The sequence below is a fragment of the Romboutsia sp. BSD2780061687b_171204_C1 genome, from assembly GCF_015560225.1.
Classification (GTDB): Bacteria; Bacillota; Clostridia; order Peptostreptococcales; family Peptostreptococcaceae; genus Romboutsia_C; species Romboutsia_C hominis.
The window spans coordinates 53388-72027 of record NZ_JADMRK010000006.1 but is presented as its reverse complement, the minus strand read 5'-3'; the positions used below and the strand labels follow the sequence as shown (position 1 = coordinate 72027).

Below are 18640 nucleotides of genomic sequence, written 5' to 3'. Positions count from 1 at the left end.
ATATTTTATATTATATATATTTCCTTACTCCATTTATACCAAACATGTTATCACTTATTGCTTATTTAAAAATGGGTATTCTTAATTGTTTTTATACTAAATTTTATGAATAAAAATATTATATCCTTAATAGTATTAATTAAAGGTAAACAAGCCTAAGATTATTATCAATATAAGGGGGATACTATGTTAAATGTATTTGTTAGGGATTTAAATGAAAAAACTAAATCTATAAGAAGTAAAGGCTATATTCCAGGTGTTATATATGGAAACAAATTAGATAAAAGCATACCTATTTCAGTATATAAAACAGATTTCACTAGATTAATAGATTCTAAGAATCATGATGGTTATATTCAACTAAATCTAAATAACAAAGTATACAATTGCATTATTACAGATGTTCAAGTAGATAGTGTAAAAGATTTGTTCTTACATATAGACTTTAAAGAGATGAAATAAAATATAAAAAAGGAGAGTAAAACTCTCCTTTTTTATATTTTAACATTCGTGTCTGTTAACCATCATTCTTTTAAATTTAAATGTTCAATCATATTTACTATGACTACATTATTTGCTCTAAATTTGAATTTTTATACTTAAATGACTTGTGATTTTTATATTTCTCAATTGTTAAAATCATACCTAGTATAGTTAACGTAATTAGTTCAGCTAAAGGTAATGATAAGAAAACTCCTCTAACACCTATTATTGGAGGTAAAATCATTGTTAATATAAACTGAAACAAAAATCCCCTTCCTATTGACAATATGTTAGCATATATATTTTTTCCTATTGCTTGATAATATCCACTCATCGCAAATATGATACCTATAACAGGGCTTCCTAAACAATATATTAATATTTCGCTATATGCAAATTCTATATTTTCACTACTTATTCCAAATATTTGTATAAGTTCTCTTCCAAATGAGTTAATGCCTATATATACTAATGTTCCACCTATTGCACATACCCCAATAGTTATATATAGTAATTGTCTCATTCTTTTTATTTTGTTCGCTCCATAATGATACCCTATAAGAGGTTGTAGACCTTGTGATATACCCATGCAAGTATTAACTAAGAAGCAATTAATATAAGTTGCAACTGTATATATAGCAACATCTACTGTATTTCCATATAAGTACATTGTTTTATTTTGAACAAATAATATTATTCCATATGATAACTGTATTGCAAAACTTACAAATCCTATTTTAAGTATTTCTTTTAATATACTTACATCTATTTTTAAATACTCTTTCTTAATCTTTATATTAGCGTTCCCTTTTACAAAGTAGTATAATGATACAACTGTTGATATAAATATACTGGCGCTAGTTGCCATAGCAGCACCCTTAACCCCATATCCAAGTTTCATAACAAATACCCAGTCTAATATAATATTACAAATAGCACCTATTCCTATCATCATCATTGATAACTGTGGTCTACCATCTGCTCTTACTATTGGATTTAACGCTGTTGAAAACAAATATGGTATGGTTATTAAGTAAATTACACTATAATAATCTCTTGCATTTTCTATAGTATCTTTTTCTGCACCTAGCATCTTAAGTATCGGTTCTCTAAACATAAACCCTAAAATCATAATTATAGCGCCTATTAATACTATGGATGTTACAGATATTCCTAAACACTTTTGAGCACTTTCTTTATCTTGTTTTCCAATATATATGGCAATTATGCTACTTGACCCAATCCCTATCATAAGACCAGTTCCAACTATAACAGTTACAGCTGGCCAGACTATATTAACACTTGCAAGACCTACCTCTCCAACTCCCTGGCCTACAAATATACCATCTACCATAGTGTAGATAGTATTTAGTACAACGCCAATAACAGATGCAATTACAAATTTTGCCCATACTTTATGTATTGGCACATTTAGAACTTGTTCTATTTTCATCTCCTTATTTTTATCCCCCTTTAATTTCACTATAAATAGCTACAGATAAGGCTATTTATAGTCTATTTCTATAGCTTTAACATTTTTTAATTTTCAATTTCCCTTGCATAATTATAGCACCTTGTTATATAGATTTATAGAATATTTTCAAACTGTAATAATTTTATTTTTAACTAATATTAACATGGTGTTTATATATGGTTTTACAAATTTAAAATAAATTATTTATTAATTTATTTTAATTTCTATATCTGATCACATTTAAACTAATTCAGCAATTCATTATACTATGTATATTTACTTTGTATAATTCAACCATTTTAATTCAAATAAAAATAGACTATTTAAAAGCTTAGATAGTCTATTTTCTATATTTTATTTAAAGTAATTTACTCCACTTTCAAATATTCTTTGTTCTTTTTCTCCTAATATATTTTTCATTACATGGTTGCCAACTCTTTCAGAGTGACCCATCTTACCAAGTATTCTTCCATCAGCACTAGTTATTCCTTCTACTGCATAGAATGAGCCATTTGGATTAAACTCTATATCATAAGTAGGATTGTTATCAAAATCTACATATTGAGTAGCTATTTGCCCATTAGCTATTAGTTCTTTCATAACTTCTTCACTAGCTACAAATTTACCTTCTCCATGAGATATTGCTATACTATGAATATCTCCTATCTCTGTTCCTGATAGCCAAGGCGACTTGTTTGATGCTATTCTTGTTCTTACCACTTTAGCTTGATGCCTTCCTATATCATTGTAAGTAAGTGTTGGTGCATCTACTGATGTATCCCTTATTTCTCCATATGGCACTAATCCAAGTTTTATAAGAGCTTGGAATCCATTACATATTCCTAGCATTAATCCATCTTGTTTAGTTAAAAATTCATTTACAGCTTCTTTTACTCTCTCATTTCTAAATACTGTAGCTATAAATTTACCAGAACCGTCTGGTTCATCACCTGCACTAAATCCTCCAGGTAACATTATTATCTGAGACTTTCGTATTTCTTTTACTATAGTATCTATAGATTCTTCTATGTCTTTATATGTTAAGTTCCTAAATACTTCTATATTTGTCTCTGCTCCAGCTTTTTCAAATGCCTTAGCTGAATCATATTCACAGTTTGTTCCCGGGAATGTAGGTATAAATACCCTTGGCTTAACAACTGTTATAGAAGATTTCTTACATTTATCTTGAGAAGCAAAACTTATAGTTTCTACTTTTCCTTTTATTTCTACTGATTTTGTTGGGAATATAGACTCTAAAGTATTACAATGAGCTTTATATAATTCATCTAAGCATATTTCTTCATTTTCAATAAATATTTTTTCTTCTTCTATTGTAGTACCTAGGACTATATAATTATATCCTCCTAATATACTTAAATCATTTTGAGATAATTCGAAAATTATATTTCCATACCCTGTTTCAAATAGGTTCGTAACTCCTTGTTCAAATTTAAATCCTATTTTATTACCAAATGCCATCTTACTTATAGCTTCACTTATTCCACCATCTCCTAGTGCATATGTTGATAATACCTGCTTATTGTGTATAAGTTCTGTTACTTTATTTAAATTTTTCTTTAGTAAATCAAAGTTAACCACACCATTTTCTAGTTTATCTGTGCATAACATAACAACTTGTGAATTACTTTTCTTAAACTCTGAAGATACTACCTTTTCTGCATCCACAGTATCAACAGCAAATGATACTAATGTTGGTGGAACATTTATATCTTTAAATGTCCCAGACATACTGTCTTTTCCGCCTATCGCAGGTATTTCTAATCTATTTTGAGCATAATATGCACCTAAAAGTGCTGCAAATGGCTTGCCCCATTTAGTTGGGTTATCCCCAAGCTTTTCGAAATATTCTTGTAAAGTAAGCCTAATTGAACTATAGTTACCCCCAATAGCCACAACTTTACACACAGACTCCACCACTGCATATAATGCACCATGGAATGGACTCCATTTTCCTATCTTTGGATTATATCCATAAGTCATTATAGTCGATGTATTAGTTTCTCCACAAAGTACAGGTATCTTAGCTACCATACCTTGAGATGGAGTTGCTTGATACTTTCCTCCAAATGGCATTAATACTGTATTTGAACCTATTGTGTTATCAAATCTTTCGACTAATCCTTTTTGTGAACATACATTTAAGTCAGATAATAGATTTATAAATTTTTCTTTTATACTTATATCTTCACCTGTTGCTAACTCACAAATTTCTTCATTTTTTATACTTCTAAAGTATGGCTTTTCTTCATCTACCTTATCTACATGAACTTTTGTACTTTGCTTAACTCCATTAGTTTCTAAGAAGTTTCTACTTATGTTTACTATAGCTTTGTCATTCCAAAACATTCTCATATATCCACTGTCTGTAACTGTAGCTACATGAGTAGCCTCTAAATTTTCTTTTCTTGCTAATTCTATAAATTTCTCTTTGTTTTTAGCCTCTACTACTACCGCCATACGCTCTTGAGACTCTGATATAGCTATTTCAGTGCCATCAAGTCCATCATATTTTTTAGGAACTAAATTTAAATTAATATCTATGCTATCTGCAACTTCTCCTATGGCAACACAAACTCCGCCAGCTCCAAAATCGTTACATCTTTTTATCATTTGAGCAACTTCTTTATTTCTAAAGAACCTTTGTATCTTCCTTTCGTTTGGAGCATCTCCTTTTTGAACTTCAGCACTACAAGTAGTTAGAGATTTTTCACTATGCTCTTTAGATGAGCCAGTTGCTCCTCCACATCCATCTCTTCCTGTCTTTCCTCCAAGAAGTATTACTCTATCTCCACTTTTAGGAATTTCTCTAATTACATTTTCCTTAGGTACTGCTGCTATAACTGCACCTATTTCCATTCTTTTAGCAACAAAGTCCTCATCATAAACTTCTGCAACTTGACCTGTTGTTAATCCTATTTGATTACCATAAGAACTATATCCATGAGCTGCATCACGAGTTATTTTTCTTTGCATAAGTTTACCAGGTAGTGTATTTTCTAAAGTAGTTCTAGGGTCTGCACTTCCTGTAACACGCATTGCTTGATATACATAACTTCTTCCTGATAATGGGTCTCTTATTGCTCCACCTAAGCATGTAGCTGCTCCACCAAAAGGCTCTATCTCTGTTGGATGATTGTGTGTTTCATTTTTAAACATTACTAAGTATGGTTCGACTTTACCATCTATCTCAACATCTACGTTTATGCTACAAGCATTTATTTCTTCACTTACATCTAAATCTTCTAACTTACCATCTTTTCTTAATTCTTTCATAGCTATTGTCGCTATATCCATTAGACATACATCTTTTTGTCTATCTACATAAACCTTATTTCTAGAATTAAGATACATATCATAAGCTTCTTTTACTATATCTGTATATTTACCATCTTCTATTTTTACATCTTCTATTTCTGTCATAAAAGTAGTATGTCTACAATGATCTGACCAATATGTATCTAATACTTTTATTTCTGTTATGGTTGGATTTCTTTTTTCTGTATCTCTAAAATAATTTTGTATATATTCTAAATCAGCTAATGTCATTGCTAATCCATTACTATTTAAAAACTCTTTTAATCCATCTATTGTTAATTCTATAAATCCATTTAGCACTTCTACTTCTGTTGGTATTTCACTTTCTATTTTTAATGACTCTGGCTTTTCTAATGATGCCTCTCTACTATCTACAGGATTTATACAATATTCTTTTATTCTATTAAAGTTTTCATCACTTATATTTCCACTAAATATATATACTTTAGCTGTATTTATAGTTGGCCTTATTCCTTGATTAACAATTTGAATACATTGACTTGCCCAATCCCCTCTTTGATCATACTGCCCTGGCAAATATTCTATAGCAAATATTCTTTCCTTTGTTTCATAACCATTTGTAACATCTAATGTTTCATGATAAACAATATCTAAGTTTGGCTCTGAGAATACTGTTTGAGCTGCTTTTTTATATACTTCATAGTCTATTCCTTCTATATCGTATCTATTTAAAATTCTTATATTTTCTATTCCCTCTATATGTAAGCTTTCTATTAAATCCTTTTTTAAGGCTTTAGCTTCAAGATCGAATCCTGGTCTTTTTTCTACAAATATTCTTCTAACACTTGACTCTAAACTTATAGTATCTAACATATCTTATCTCCCTTTTATAAAATTAGATTTTTGCTACATTGAGTAATTCATTAATACATTATTTAAATCTTATTTGTTCTTAAAATTTAAGTAACCTATCAACGAATTAGTTTTTAAAGCTACCATGTATTCAAATATAAAACCTCTAATTAAAATATCTAAAGTATATGAATATATAATTGTAGATTTTTTAAATTATATCTAATAACTTCTAGTATGTTATACTTAACACATATAACATACTAGAAGTTATCTTATTATGATTTAAAAATATCTTTAACTTAATTCTTCGCACAGTATTATTCCTATATCTTTTCTATAGTGCATTCCTTCAAAATTTACCCTTTTAATATTTTCATAAACTTTTTTTGCTGCCTCTTCTACAGTAGGTGCACTAGAGGTTATGCCTAACACTCTACCACCGTTGGTTACTAACTTTCCATCTGTGAACTTAGTCCCGCTATGAAACACTACTATATCATCATCTAATTCATTAAGACCTTCTATAGCTTTTCCTTTTTCATAGCTTTCTGGGTATCCGCCAGATGTAAGCATAACACAAACAGCCTCTTCTTTTTTATAATTTATGTTTATTTCATTTAGCTTATTATCTAATATAGCTTTCATTATCTTATTTAAATCTGTTTCTAGTCTAAATAATACTGACTGAGTTTCTGGATCTCCAAACCTTACATTATACTCAAGAACTTTTGCCCCTTCTTCAGTTATCATAAGACCTATAAATAATATACCTTTGTAATCTAATCCATCTTTTTTGAATCCTTCTAAGGTTTTTAACAATACTTCCTTTTCTATTTCCTTAGCTACTTTATCTGTATATATTTCACTTGGAGAGAAGGTTCCCATTCCACCAGTATTAGGGCCTTCTTCATTGTTATATACTTTTTTGTGATCTTTTGCACTTACCATAGGAACTATAGTATTATTATCTACAAAAGCTAATATTGATGTTTCTATTCCTCTTAGAAACTCTTCCACAACTATTTTATTTCCAGCTTCTCCAAACTTTTTATCACTCATCATTTCATGCAAAGTCTGTATTGCTTCTTCTCTATTCTGTGGTATAACAACACCTTTTCCAGCAGCTAATCCATCAGCCTTTATTACTACTGGATATCCAAAAGTGTCTATCTCATTTATAGCATCTTCTATATTTATATACTCTTTATACTTTGCAGTAGGTATATTATGTCTTACCATAAAGTCTTTAGAAAAAGCTTTACTTCCTTCAAGCCTAGCACATTCTTTATTAGGTCCAAATATTCTAAGTCCACACTTTTCAAATTCATCTACAATTCCTTTTACAAGGGGGACTTCTGGTCCTACAATTGTTAAATCTATTTTATTTTCTTTAGCAAATGCTAAAAGTTTATCTATATCACTATCGTTTATATCTAGACACCTTGCCACATCTGAAATCCCTGCATTTCCTGGAGCGCAGTATATTTTTTCTATACCTTTTTCTTTACTTAATTTCCAAGCTATAGCGTGTTCTCTACCGCCACCACCTATAATTAATATCTTCATAGCCTACCCCCTAGTGTTTGAAATGTCTTATCCCCGTAAACACCATAGTCATTTGATTTTTATTACAAGCATCTATAGATTCTTGATCTTTCATAGAACCTCCTGGTTGAACTATTGCATCTATTCCATATTCATGTGCTAATTCTACACAGTCACTAAATGGGAAGAATGCATCTGATGCAAGGACTGCTCCTTTGAAATCTTTATCTTTATTATTTTCTAAAGCATTTTTTAATGCCCATATTCTTGAAGTTTGACCACATCCTAGAGCTAAAGTCTGACCATCTTTAACTATAGCTATTGCATTTGACTTCATATTTTTAACTACTCTCATACCAAATTCCATATCTATTAATTGACTTTCACTTGGCTTAACATCTGTCACTACTTCACATTTTTGTGCTAAAGTGTTGTTTCTATCTTGTATTAGTAATTTTCCATCAAGGTATTTCATATCATATGGTTGTAAACTCTTTTCTATTTTAGCTAACTTTAAAATTCTAAGGTTTTTCTTTTCTTTTAATATATCTAATGCTTCGTCTGTATAATCATAAGCTACTACTATTTCTAAAAATATATCATTCATCATCCTTGCAGTTTTAGCATCAACAGTAGAAGTTATTCCTACTATTCCACCAAATATAGATACTTTATCAGCTTCATAGCATTTTTTATAAGCTTCTAAACTATCTTTTCCTATTCCTACTCCACATGGGTTGGTATGTTTAATAGCTACACTAACAACTTCTTTACTATCTTTAAACTCCCTCATTACCTCCAAACATCCATGTAAATCATTTATATTGTTAAATGAAAGCTCTTTTCCATTTAATTGTTCATAATTTAATATTGAATTTTTAGCATTTGGTTGAGTATATAAAATACCATTTTGATGTGGATTTTCGCCATATCTTAAAGTTTCTTCTTTTTGGAATGTTAAGTTTAATATTTCAGAATAAGTATCTCCTACTTGCTCTGCAAAGTAAGTTGATATAAGTGCATCATATCTAGCCGTTGTAGAGAAAGCCTTGTATGCTAATCTTTTTCTATCTTCTAAAGTTAAATCATTATTTTTTAGTTTTTCTATTATCATATCGTAATCATCTACATCTACTACGATTGTTACATCTTTATAGTTTTTAGCTGCTGAACGTATCATAGATGGTCCACCAATATCTATGTTCTCTATCATCTGTTCATGATTTTTTCCTGCTTTTAATGTTCCTTCAAAGTCATATAAATTGACTGCTACTAAATCTATCGATCCTATATTGTACTCGTTTACTGTATCTATATGTGATTTTTCATCTCTCTTATAAAGTATCCCTCCATGTATATATGGATTTAATGTTTTAACTCTTCCGTCTAACATTTCAGGAAATTTTGTTACATCTTCTATAGTTATAGAATTTACTCCATTTTCTACTAGTGTTTTAAATGTATTACCTGTAGATATAACTTCATATCCTAGACTATTTAGCTCTCTAGCAAATTCTACTACTCCACTCTTATCTGTCACACTTATTAATGCTCTTTTACTCATTTATAAACACTCTCCTACCCTGAATACTTAATTTATTTTCGCAGAACAACCTTATACTTTCATTTAATATTTTATGCTCAACTTCTAATACTCTTTTAGATAATGTTTTAGCATCATCATCTTGCTTAACTTCAACTGTTTTTTGCATTATTATTGGCCCATTATCCGCAACCTCATCTACAAAATGAACTGTTGCGCCTGTAAATTTAACTCCATAATCTATGACAGCTTGATGCACCTTTTCTCCATAATAGCCTCCACCACAAAATGATGGTATTAATGATGGATGTATATTTATAATCTTATCTTTAAATTCTGATACAAACTTAGGACTTATTATCTTTAAGTATCCTGCTAGAACTACTAAGTCAACTTTATACTTTTTTAATATTTCTATAATCTTATCTTCATTAGTTTCATATATAGCATCTATATCATTATGCTTTGCTCTTTGTAGAGCATAGGCATTCTCTTTATTTGATATCACAACATTAACATTACCTTTGATGTTTCCAAATTTAGTTCCATCAATGATTGATTGTAAATTAGTCCCTCCACCAGATACTAATACTCCTATGTTTAACATAGACTTACTCCTTCATGAGTGTCTACAACGTTTCCTATTATATATGCTTTATCTTTCATCAGTCCCTTATATTTTTCATCTATATTTATTTCTTGATCTTTAGTATTTATATAATTTACAACTTCTTTTGCTCTTTCACTATCTACAACTAGCACTAATCCAATTCCCATATTAAAACTCTTATGAAGTTCTCTTTCTTCTATAGAATTAAATCCTTCTATCATTTTGAATATAGGAGGTTTTTCCCATGAATCCTTCTTAATATCTATACCTAAATCTTTTGGTATAACTCTAGGTATATTCTCTATAACTCCTCCACCTGTTATATGAGCTATAGATTTTATTTCAAATTTATTTATTAAATCTAAAACTAACTTTACATATATTTTAGTAGGAGTTAAAAGTGACTCTCCTAAAGTCATCCCTAATTCTTCTATGTACTGTTCTAATTTATAATTATATGTATCTAAAAAAATCTTTCTTATAAAAGAATATCCATTGCTATGAACTCCACTTGATGATATCCCTATAAGCACATCTCCATTTTTAACATTTTTACCAGATACTATTTTTTCTTTGTCAGCTATTCCAACTGAGAATCCTGCTAAATCATATTCATCATCAGAATACATACCTGGCATTTCAGCTGTTTCTCCACCTATAAGTGCAGATCCTGCCATCTTACATCCTTTTGCTATACCCGAAACTATCTGTTCTACTTTCTCTGCAACTAATTTTCCAGTAGCTATATAATCTAAGAAAAATAATGGCTTTGCCCCTTGACATATTAAGTCATTAACACACATTGCAACTAAATCTATTCCAACCGTATCATGTTTATCTAACATTTGGGCTAGCTTTAATTTTGTTCCAACTCCATCTGTAGATGATAGCAACACTGGTTCTTTCATAGTTGTAAAATCTTTTAAACTATATAATCCACTAAAGTTTCCTAAATCTCCTATTACATTGCTGTCATAGGTAGATTTTATCTTTCCTTTTATAAGATCTACTGCTCTATTTCCCTCATCTATATCTACTCCAGATTGCTTATATGTTAACATGAAAGTAATTCCTCCCTATCTATTTTCTTAACTGGATAATCTCCATCAAAACAAGCTTTACAGAATTTAGATTTTTGTCCAGTTGCCTCTAGCATTCCTTCAATTTCTAAGAATTCTAATGAATCACATCCTATATATTCTTTAATTCCTTCTACATCATTTTGTGATGCTATTAATTTCGAACGGTTTGGTGTATCTATTCCATAGTAACAAGAATACTTAACTGGGGGTGATGTTATTCTAAGGTGAATCTCACTTGCTCCTGCATCTTTTAGAGATTTTACTATTGCCTTTGAAGTAGTTCCCCTAACTACTGAGTCATCTACGAGTATTAATGATTTTCCTTTGACTACACTTGATAATGGATTAAGCTTTATCTTTACTCCAATTTCTCGTTCTTCTTGAGTAGGTTTTATAAATGTTCTCCCCACATATCTATTTTTAACTAATCCTTCGCTCACAGGTAGCCCACTAGCATTGGAATATCCTATTGCCCCTGCCCATCCTGAATCTGGAACTGGGACAACTATATCAGCTTTAACTTTATCATCCTTAGCTAATATTTCTCCACATTTAATCCTAAAATTATATACGTTTACATTATCTATAGTTGCATCATTTCTAGCAAAGTATATGTGTTCAAATATACAACTTCTTTTCACTGTTTTATAATTTTCAGAGTAAAAATAAGATTTCATTTCACCATTTTTTATAACTATTATTTCTCCTGGCTCTACATCTCTTATAACTTCTCCACCTATTATATCTATCGCACAATCCTCAGATGCAAATATAAATTTTTCATCTTTCTTACCTAATATTAATGGTCTAAATCCATGAGGGTCTCTAACTGCTACAAGTTCATCTTCACCCATTATTACTAGTGAATATGCACCTTTTATATAATCCATTGTTATTTTTAAACTCTCTACTATATCACCTTTATAGTATCTAGCAAGTATGTATAAAATTACCTCCGTATCAGAGTTCGCTTGAAACATATATCCATCTTCTTCTAACATGTCTCGTAAATAATTTGCATTTACCAAATTACCATTATGAGCTAAGGCTAATTTTCTCTTTCTACAACTTCCAACTAATGGCTGGCAGTTTGCCATATAACTTCCACCAGCAGTTGAATATCTTACATGTCCTATTCCCATATTTCCTTTTAACTCTGCTAAGTCTTTTTCCTTGAACACATCTGATACTAATCCCATATCTTTTTTGTAGTTTATTTTTTCATTGCCAACTACTGCTATACCACAACTTTCTTGACCTCTATGCTGCATAGAGTACAAAGAATAATATAATTCTTTAGATATATCTTTATTTGAATATATACCTACTATTCCGCACATATTATATCCCCCTAATTACTCATTCTTGCAAGGACTTCTTCATATCCTTGTACAAGGTCTCCTAAATCTCTTCTAAATCTATCTTTATCTAATTTTTCATTAGTGTTTACATCCCATAGTCTGCAAGTGTCAGGAGATATTTCATCGGCTAAAATTATATTTCCTTCGCTATCTTTTCCAAACTCTAACTTAAAATCTACTAGCTTTAAATTCATCTTTAAGAAGAAATCTTTCATAACTTCATTTATTTTTAAAGTTTCTTTTCTTATAAAATCTATTTCTTCTCTAGTTGCTAACTTCATTGCTACTGCATGATCATCATTTAGCATTGGGTCACCATATTCATCATTTTTGTAGCATAGCTCAAATATTGGTTCTTCTAAAACTATACCTTCTTCTATTCCAAATCTCTTACAAAATGATCCTGCTGTTATATTTCTTACTATAACTTCTAGTGGTAAAATTTCTACTTTTTTGACTAACATTTCTCTTTCTGATAAGTTTTTTATGAAGTGTGTTTTGATTTGTTCTTTGTGTAACATTTCAAATATTATTGTTGATATTTTATTATTTAATATCCCTTTTGATGATATTTCAGCTTTCTTTTCCCCATTAAATGCAGTTGCATCATCCTTGTAATGAACTATGTACTCATTTTCATTTTCTGTAGAATATATTTGTTTAGCTTTTCCCTCGTATAATAACATAATTAATTCCCCCTAAAATTTTTATCATCTTCTAATACTTTAGCTTCCATTTCTTCTCTATATAATTTTAAATCTTCTTTTAATTTTGGATATTTTATACTCATTATTTGAAGTGCCATTAAAGCTGCATTGAGCCCTAGGTCTATAGTCACAGTTGCTACTGGTATTCCCTTAGGCATTTGAACTATTGATAAAAGTGAATCTAAACCATCCATAGTAGATGATTTTATTGGTAAACCTATTACAGGTATTAATGTATGAGATGCTATTACCCCTGGTAGATGTGCTGCCTTTCCTGCTGCTGCTATTATTACGTCTGTATTGTCTTCTATTTCTTCTAAGAAACTCATAAGTTGCTTTGGCGTTCTGTGTGCTGATAAAGCTCTAACTACTACTTCTACATCATACTTTTCTAATAAATTTATTCCTTCTTCTAATTTAGGATAATCTGATTTGGAACCCATAACTACTGCTACTTTCATTTTAAATTCCCTCCGTTTTTTTATTATAAATACGATATATTTAATTCGAACTTTATATTTAAATTTTACATTAATATTCACATATAATCAAGTATTTATTTTGTTTTTTGTTAATTAAATTCGATATTTAATTATCATTTACATAATTTAATTATATATTGTTCGATAAATGTATAATTAAATTATGTTTTATATGAAATTATCTTTCATTAGACCCTCTACTTTATTTATCTAACGACTTAGTTGATTTTTAAACATTTTTCGGTCTATATTATAAAAATTTTTATAATTTTGGTTTAGCTTATTACTTATTAGGTATAAATTTAGTAGATAATTAAAATTATGAAGAAAGAAGATGATTTTATGGATATGAATTTCCTAAAAACAATTCAAAGTGACACAAAAAAATTACATGATATGGCAGAGAATACAGGGTTCATAAAAAGATTAGTAGACGGTAATGCTACTATTGAAACATATGGTGAGTATATCTACAACCTTTACTTTGTATATAAAGCTATAGAAGATAATTTAAGAAAGCATGAAGATAATGAAGTTTTAAAAGAGTTTATAACTCCCGAAGTTTTTAGAGCTGAGTCTTTACTAAAAGATTCTAAGTTCTTATTAGGAGATAAATTTAACTCAATAGAAATTTGTGATTCAACTAAGATCTTTGTTAATAGATTAAATGAGTTATCTAAGATAAATCCTAATTTATTAGTTGCTCATGCATATACTAGATATTTAGCAGATTTATTTGGTGGCAGAACAATATTCGAAATAGTTAAATCTAAATACAATATTGATAATAAGGGACTTAATTATTATGTATTTGATCAAATACAAGATTTAAAAGGATTTGTCATGATGTACCATCAAAAACTTAATTTAATAAAATTAGCTGACGAAGATAAAAAAGATTTCTTAAATGAGGTTTGCTTATCTTATGTTTTCAATATAAGTATATCTAATGAATTAGAATATCTAAGATTTTAAATAAAAATATAGCCACTTTTATATATAAAAGTGGCTATATTTTTATCTATTTTTATCTATTTTTATTCTTATAACTAGGAAGAAAACTAAATGTTTTCCATGTAATAGTAAACATATAAATCAAACATAAAAATAATAAAATCGGAATTAACATCTCTGGTAGCTTATAATATTTATCTATGGTGAATATAATCCCTTCTATTATTAGTAAAAATCCTATAGTGTAATTAAGTTTTATGTAGTATTTTTTATATTCCTCATTATCTTTCATTTTTTCTATGCAACTAAACGTAAAATTAGAAGATGGTATAACCCCATTCTTTCTTACTCTATTTGTTGAATATATAGTATATATCCCCATCATTATTAAAAATATATTTACTATTATTCCAAACATAGTAAATCTTTCCTCCTTTATATATGACTTTTCCCCATAGATATTTTTATATTTAGTTTAACATTTATTTATATTTCTAACTATACTTTACTCAATTTGTAATAAATTGTAATATATAGCATTAATAGATTTAATTTTTAATTTAACCTCTAACTTTCTTAACATAAAAAAGCCACTCACTGAGTGGCTTTTTGTTATTTTATAAGAATATAAACTTACATATAAATAATATTGATAATATTATCAATGATAAGTTTATTTCATTTGTTCTTTTTGTCGCTATCTTTAAAACTACAAATGATATTATACCAAATATTATTCCATCAGCTATACTATATGCAAGAGGCATCATAGCAAATGTTAAGAATGCTGGTATAGCATTTGTAAAATCTGAAAAATCTATCTTAGTTAATGAACTTGCCATCATAACTCCAACTAATATAAGTACTGGAGCTGTAGCTTGAGTTGGTATCGCTGTAAATACTGGTGCAAAGAATAGTGCTAGTAAAAATAATATTCCTGTAGTTACTGCTGTTAATCCAGTTCTTCCACCTTCACCTATACCTGCCGCACTTTCTACATAAGCTGTTACTGTAGATGTTCCAAGTAATGCTCCTGCTGTAGTAGCTATTGCATCTGCAAATAATGCTTGTTTAGCTTTTGGTAACTTACCATTTTCATCTAACATATCTCCCTTTGAGGCAACCCCTACTAAACATCCTACTGTATCAAATAAATCAACAAATAAGAATGTAAATACAACTACTATCATATCAAAGCTAAATATTTGTTCCATTGGAACTGAGAAAGCTTGCATAAATACTGGCTTTAATGATGGTGCAGCCGATACTACACCTTCTGGAGGATGAACTAATCCACCTATCATTCCTACAATAGATATAGTAAGCATAGCCACTAAGAATGCTCCCTTTACATTTCTAGCTATTAGTATTGCTGTTAATAATAATCCAAATATAGTTAATAAAACTAATGGATCTTTTAAGTTTCCTAGTGCAAGTATTGTAGATCCGTTAACTACTATTCCTGCATTCGATAATCCTATAAATGCTATAAATAATCCTATACCTGCTGTTACTGCATGTTTTAAAGCAGTTGGTATACAATCTATTATTTTCTCTCTTACATTAGTTATTGTAAGTAATATAAATATAATTCCTTCTATTAATACTGCACAAAGAGCAAACTGCCAACTATACCCCATACCTAAAACTACTGTATAAGCAAAGAATGCATTAAGCCCCATACCTGGTGCTAAACCTATTGGATAGTTTGCTAATAATCCCATAGCACAACTTCCTATAAATGCTGCTATTGCTGTTGCAGCAAATACTGCACCTTTATCCATACCTGCATCTGCAAGTATATTTGAGTTTACTACTAAAATATATGCCATAGTCATGAATGTCGTTATTCCTGCTATAACTTCAGTCTTTACGTTTGTGTTATGTTCTGATAGTTTAAATACTTTTTCTAGAACACCTTTGTTCATTGTCTGAGTTGACTGCATTTGTACCTCCCCAATTTTCGAATTTATAATAATATCTTATATAAATAATTCGTTTTTATCTTAACCTTACATTAGTAAGTATATTATATAGTCCATATTTTTTCAATAGTTTTTTGAACCTTTTTATATTTTTTATTTCTAAAGTTCGTATTTTTAGTTAATTTTTATTATATTTTACTAGTATATACTCTAAAACGTTCTATATTTCGCTTATTTCTATCAGATTTTTAACTCTTATATATTGGCTTTATTTTGACATTATATTTTTTATATCTTAGAATTATTAGTATCATAGTTTGATTTCAAATCACTTATATAAATTGGAGGTTTTTATTTTGTTAGTTATTACAAGAAAAAAGCGAGTTTTCTACAACGTTACTATGGTACTTCTTTCGTTGTTAATTGCTAGTATTTTAATTATTCAATTAACTATAAGTATTAGCCCCAAAACCTCGTTAATTCTTTCAAATATAGAATTTTTCATATGGGTAATATTTGTTATAGATTATATAGCTAGATTTATTACTAGTGATAATAAGAAACTTTTTATAAAAAATAATATATTAGATTTAGTATCAATAATACCTTTTCATACAATATATATATTTTTCTCAAACTTATGTAATTTTCATGTTGGAAAATATATACTTTTACTGAAGTTAGTCATGGTGCTAAGAATATTAGCTATAATAAAAAGAAGTAATAGCAATTTTTATCGTTTAATAAGAACCAATAACTTTAGTTATACTCTTTTTATAGCCGTTATAATAATACTCCTAAGCTCTATTTCTATTAGTTATTTTGAAAATTGGGATATTGGAGATTCTCTTTGGTGGAGTATAGTTACTGTTACAACAGTAGGATATGGATATATATGCCCTAAAACTTTTTGTGGTAGAATAATAGCATCGATTCTTATGATATTTGGTATAGGATTTATAGGTTCGCTTACTTCTACGCTATCTACATATTTTATTAAAAAGGAAAATATAAGACATCATCATAAAAAACATAAAAAACATCATTCTCTCCTTCAAGATAGCCTAAAGGATGTAGTTATTGGTGCTAGATTTAGTAAAGATGAATATAAAGACATGGTTATACTAGATATAGTAAATAGGTTGGAAAACTTCGATGATTTAAGTGAAGATGATATAAATACTATGTGTAATGTACTTTCTTCTTTAAAGAAAAAAAGCTAGAGCATAATTTTGCTCTAGCTTTTGATTTATCCTTGAGTTTTTTCGTATTCTGCTTTAGTTGCAGGTACTTTTATTTCTCCATTTTTAACTTTTTCTTTCATTTCATTAACATAGTTTAATACATCTTGTGGGATTAATCCATCTTTTTTCTCTACTATACCAACTCCACCTTGCTTAAGTCCGTATACTTTTTCTTCTCCACCTTTTAACTTACCTTCTACTAATTCTTTAACTGTATCATATACACCTACATTAACTTTCTTTAAAGCTGATGTTAATACATTTTTTGGTGCTAAATTACTTTGATCTCTATCTACTCCTATAGCGTACTTATCTTTCTCTTTAGCTGCTTCTATAGCACCTAATCCAGTAGCTCCTGCTGCTGATAATATTATATCTGTATTGTTTCCATACATTTGATTTGCTATTGATTTACCTTTAGCTGCATCTCCAAATGTACCTGCATATTGTACATTTATATTAGCATTTGGATTTGCAGTTTTTACTCCATACTTAAATCCATTTTCAAATCTTGATATTATTTGGTTTTCCATACCACCTAAAAATCCTACATTATTAGTTTTAGTCATCTTACCTGCTACAAGACCTGCTAAGAATGTTGCTTCATTTTCTTTAAATAGTATTGGTGTTACATTTTTTGGGATATCATCATAAGTTTCATCAATTATTGCAAATTGTTGATCTGGATAACTTTCAGCTTCCTTCTTAATATCATCCTTCATAGTGTTTCCTACACCTATAACTAAGTCTACACCTTCATCTATGACACTTTCTATGTTTTGTATGTATTCTGATGCTTGTTTAGATTCTATAACTTTTACTTTTATACCTAATTCTTTTTCAGCTTGCTTAAGACCTTCATATGCTGATTGGTTGAATGATTCATCATTTATTCCTCCAACATCTGCTACCATACCTACTTTTATAGTTTCTTTTTCACCCTTAGCTGAATCTGAACCACATCCAACTAAACTTAATGATGCTACTATTATAGCTGTACTTAATGCTGTTATTTTTTTGAATTTCATATTTTTCCTCCTAGTGTATTTTTTCATATATGTCTATATATTGCTTAGTA

The 18640-nt window shown here is 29.1% G+C and carries 15 protein-coding genes; 3 read left to right on the top strand and 12 right to left on the bottom strand.

All coding sequences use genetic code 11. The annotated features are described in order from the left end of the window. Nucleotides 1–186: 186 nt before the first annotated feature. Nucleotides 187–462, top strand: coding sequence for a hypothetical protein (locus tag I2H23_RS11605; protein ID WP_092922079.1), 276 nt, complete (start codon nucleotides 187–189; stop codon nucleotides 460–462). A 103-nt stretch (nucleotides 463–565) separates the two neighbouring features. Here the strand turns inward: I2H23_RS11605 and I2H23_RS11600 are convergent, their stop codons facing one another. From I2H23_RS11600 to purE, 9 genes are all read right to left on the bottom strand, one after another. Further along, nucleotides 566–1936: an MATE family efflux transporter gene (locus tag I2H23_RS11600; protein ID WP_166506074.1), complete on the bottom strand. Its 1371-nt coding sequence runs from the start codon at nucleotides 1934–1936 to the stop codon at nucleotides 566–568. Nucleotides 1937–2311: 375 nt separating this feature from the next. Beyond that, nucleotides 2312–6127 carry a phosphoribosylformylglycinamidine synthase gene (locus tag I2H23_RS11595; protein ID WP_195581669.1) on the bottom strand — a complete coding sequence of 1272 codons (3816 nt, stop codon included), beginning with the start codon at nucleotides 6125–6127 and terminating at the stop codon, nucleotides 2312–2314. A gap of 276 nt (nucleotides 6128–6403) precedes the next feature. Continuing rightward, entirely contained in the window at nucleotides 6404–7675 is a 1272-nt protein-coding gene (gene purD, locus I2H23_RS11590) for a phosphoribosylamine--glycine ligase (protein WP_195238506.1), read from the bottom strand. Between the two features lie 10 nt (nucleotides 7676–7685). Further along, entirely contained in the window at nucleotides 7686–9218 is a 1533-nt protein-coding gene (gene purH / locus I2H23_RS11585; protein WP_195581668.1) for a bifunctional phosphoribosylaminoimidazolecarboxamide formyltransferase/IMP cyclohydrolase, read from the bottom strand. Further along, nucleotides 9211–9804, bottom strand: a complete 594-nt coding sequence (purN, locus tag I2H23_RS11580) for a phosphoribosylglycinamide formyltransferase (protein ID WP_166506078.1) — start codon at nucleotides 9802–9804, stop codon at nucleotides 9211–9213. The genes purH and purN overlap by 8 nt, the downstream gene beginning before the upstream one ends. Beyond that, a complete protein-coding gene (gene purM / locus I2H23_RS11575; protein WP_166506079.1) occupies nucleotides 9798–10868 on the bottom strand; it encodes a phosphoribosylformylglycinamidine cyclo-ligase in 1071 nt (356 codons plus the stop codon). Before purM ends, purN begins: the two co-directional genes overlap by 7 nt. After that, nucleotides 10862–12229, bottom strand: coding sequence for an amidophosphoribosyltransferase (gene purF, locus I2H23_RS11570; protein WP_195238502.1), 1368 nt, complete (start codon nucleotides 12227–12229; stop codon nucleotides 10862–10864). Before purF ends, purM begins: the two co-directional genes overlap by 7 nt. Before the next feature lie 11 nt (nucleotides 12230–12240). Beyond that, nucleotides 12241–12936, bottom strand: coding sequence for a phosphoribosylaminoimidazolesuccinocarboxamide synthase (gene purC, locus I2H23_RS11565; RefSeq protein WP_176579624.1), 696 nt, complete (start codon nucleotides 12934–12936; stop codon nucleotides 12241–12243). 2 nt (nucleotides 12937–12938) lie between these two features. Next, nucleotides 12939–13418 (bottom strand): 5-(carboxyamino)imidazole ribonucleotide mutase, encoded by a 480-nt coding sequence (purE, locus tag I2H23_RS11560; RefSeq protein WP_092922043.1) that lies wholly within the window; start codon nucleotides 13416–13418, stop codon nucleotides 12939–12941. Nucleotides 13419–13760: 342 nt separating this feature from the next. Here purE and I2H23_RS11555 point away from each other — a divergent pair, with 342 nt between their 5' ends. Next, nucleotides 13761–14414 carry a biliverdin-producing heme oxygenase gene (locus I2H23_RS11555; protein WP_243248290.1) on the top strand — a complete coding sequence of 218 codons (654 nt, stop codon included), beginning with the start codon at nucleotides 13761–13763 and terminating at the stop codon, nucleotides 14412–14414. 52 nt (nucleotides 14415–14466) lie between these two features. On the opposite strand, the gene I2H23_RS11550 is transcribed toward I2H23_RS11555, so the two are convergent. Beyond that, nucleotides 14467–14811 (bottom strand): hypothetical protein, encoded by a 345-nt coding sequence (locus I2H23_RS11550; protein ID WP_092922040.1) that lies wholly within the window; start codon nucleotides 14809–14811, stop codon nucleotides 14467–14469. Nucleotides 14812–15010: 199 nt separating this feature from the next. Then, entirely contained in the window at nucleotides 15011–16339 is a 1329-nt protein-coding gene (locus I2H23_RS11545) for an NCS2 family permease (protein WP_271893805.1), read from the bottom strand. 335 nt (nucleotides 16340–16674) lie between these two features. On the opposite strand from I2H23_RS11545, the gene I2H23_RS11540 reads away from it, so the two are divergent. Further along, nucleotides 16675–17541 (top strand): potassium channel family protein, encoded by an 867-nt coding sequence (locus I2H23_RS11540; protein ID WP_195238497.1) that lies wholly within the window; start codon nucleotides 16675–16677, stop codon nucleotides 17539–17541. Between the two features lie 26 nt (nucleotides 17542–17567). On the opposite strand, the gene I2H23_RS11535 is transcribed toward I2H23_RS11540, so the two are convergent. Then, a complete protein-coding gene (locus I2H23_RS11535; protein WP_092922031.1) occupies nucleotides 17568–18590 on the bottom strand; it encodes a BMP family lipoprotein in 1023 nt (340 codons plus the stop codon). Between the last annotated feature and the right edge of the window lie 50 nt (nucleotides 18591–18640).

What these genes read in the sequence shown, in the direction of transcription:
- I2H23_RS11605 (WP_092922079.1), top strand. Translation starts at nt 187, where the DNA reads ATGTTAAATGTATTTGTTAGGGATTTAAATGAAAAAACTAAATCTATA.
- I2H23_RS11600 (WP_166506074.1), bottom strand. Translation starts at nt 1,936, where the DNA reads ATGAAAATAGAACAAGTTCTAAATGTGCCAATACATAAAGTATGGGCA.
- I2H23_RS11595 (WP_195581669.1), bottom strand. Translation starts at nt 6,127, where the DNA reads ATGTTAGATACTATAAGTTTAGAGTCAAGTGTTAGAAGAATATTTGTA.
- purD (WP_195238506.1), bottom strand. Translation starts at nt 7,675, where the DNA reads ATGAAGATATTAATTATAGGTGGTGGCGGTAGAGAACACGCTATAGCT.
- purH (WP_195581668.1), bottom strand. Translation starts at nt 9,218, where the DNA reads ATGAGTAAAAGAGCATTAATAAGTGTGACAGATAAGAGTGGAGTAGTA.
- purN (WP_166506078.1), bottom strand. Translation starts at nt 9,804, where the DNA reads ATGTTAAACATAGGAGTATTAGTATCTGGTGGAGGGACTAATTTACAA.
- purM (WP_166506079.1), bottom strand. Translation starts at nt 10,868, where the DNA reads ATGTTAACATATAAGCAATCTGGAGTAGATATAGATGAGGGAAATAGA.
- purF (WP_195238502.1), bottom strand. Translation starts at nt 12,229, where the DNA reads ATGTGCGGAATAGTAGGTATATATTCAAATAAAGATATATCTAAAGAA.
- purC (WP_176579624.1), bottom strand. Translation starts at nt 12,936, where the DNA reads ATGTTATTATACGAGGGAAAAGCTAAACAAATATATTCTACAGAAAAT.
- purE (WP_092922043.1), bottom strand. Translation starts at nt 13,418, where the DNA reads ATGAAAGTAGCAGTAGTTATGGGTTCCAAATCAGATTATCCTAAATTA.
- I2H23_RS11555 (WP_243248290.1), top strand. Translation starts at nt 13,761, where the DNA reads ATGAAGAAAGAAGATGATTTTATGGATATGAATTTCCTAAAAACAATT.
- I2H23_RS11550 (WP_092922040.1), bottom strand. Translation starts at nt 14,811, where the DNA reads ATGTTTGGAATAATAGTAAATATATTTTTAATAATGATGGGGATATAT.
- I2H23_RS11545 (WP_271893805.1), bottom strand. Translation starts at nt 16,339, where the DNA reads ATGCAGTCAACTCAGACAATGAACAAAGGTGTTCTAGAAAAAGTATTT.
- I2H23_RS11535 (WP_092922031.1), bottom strand. Translation starts at nt 18,590, where the DNA reads ATGAAATTCAAAAAAATAACAGCATTAAGTACAGCTATAATAGTAGCA.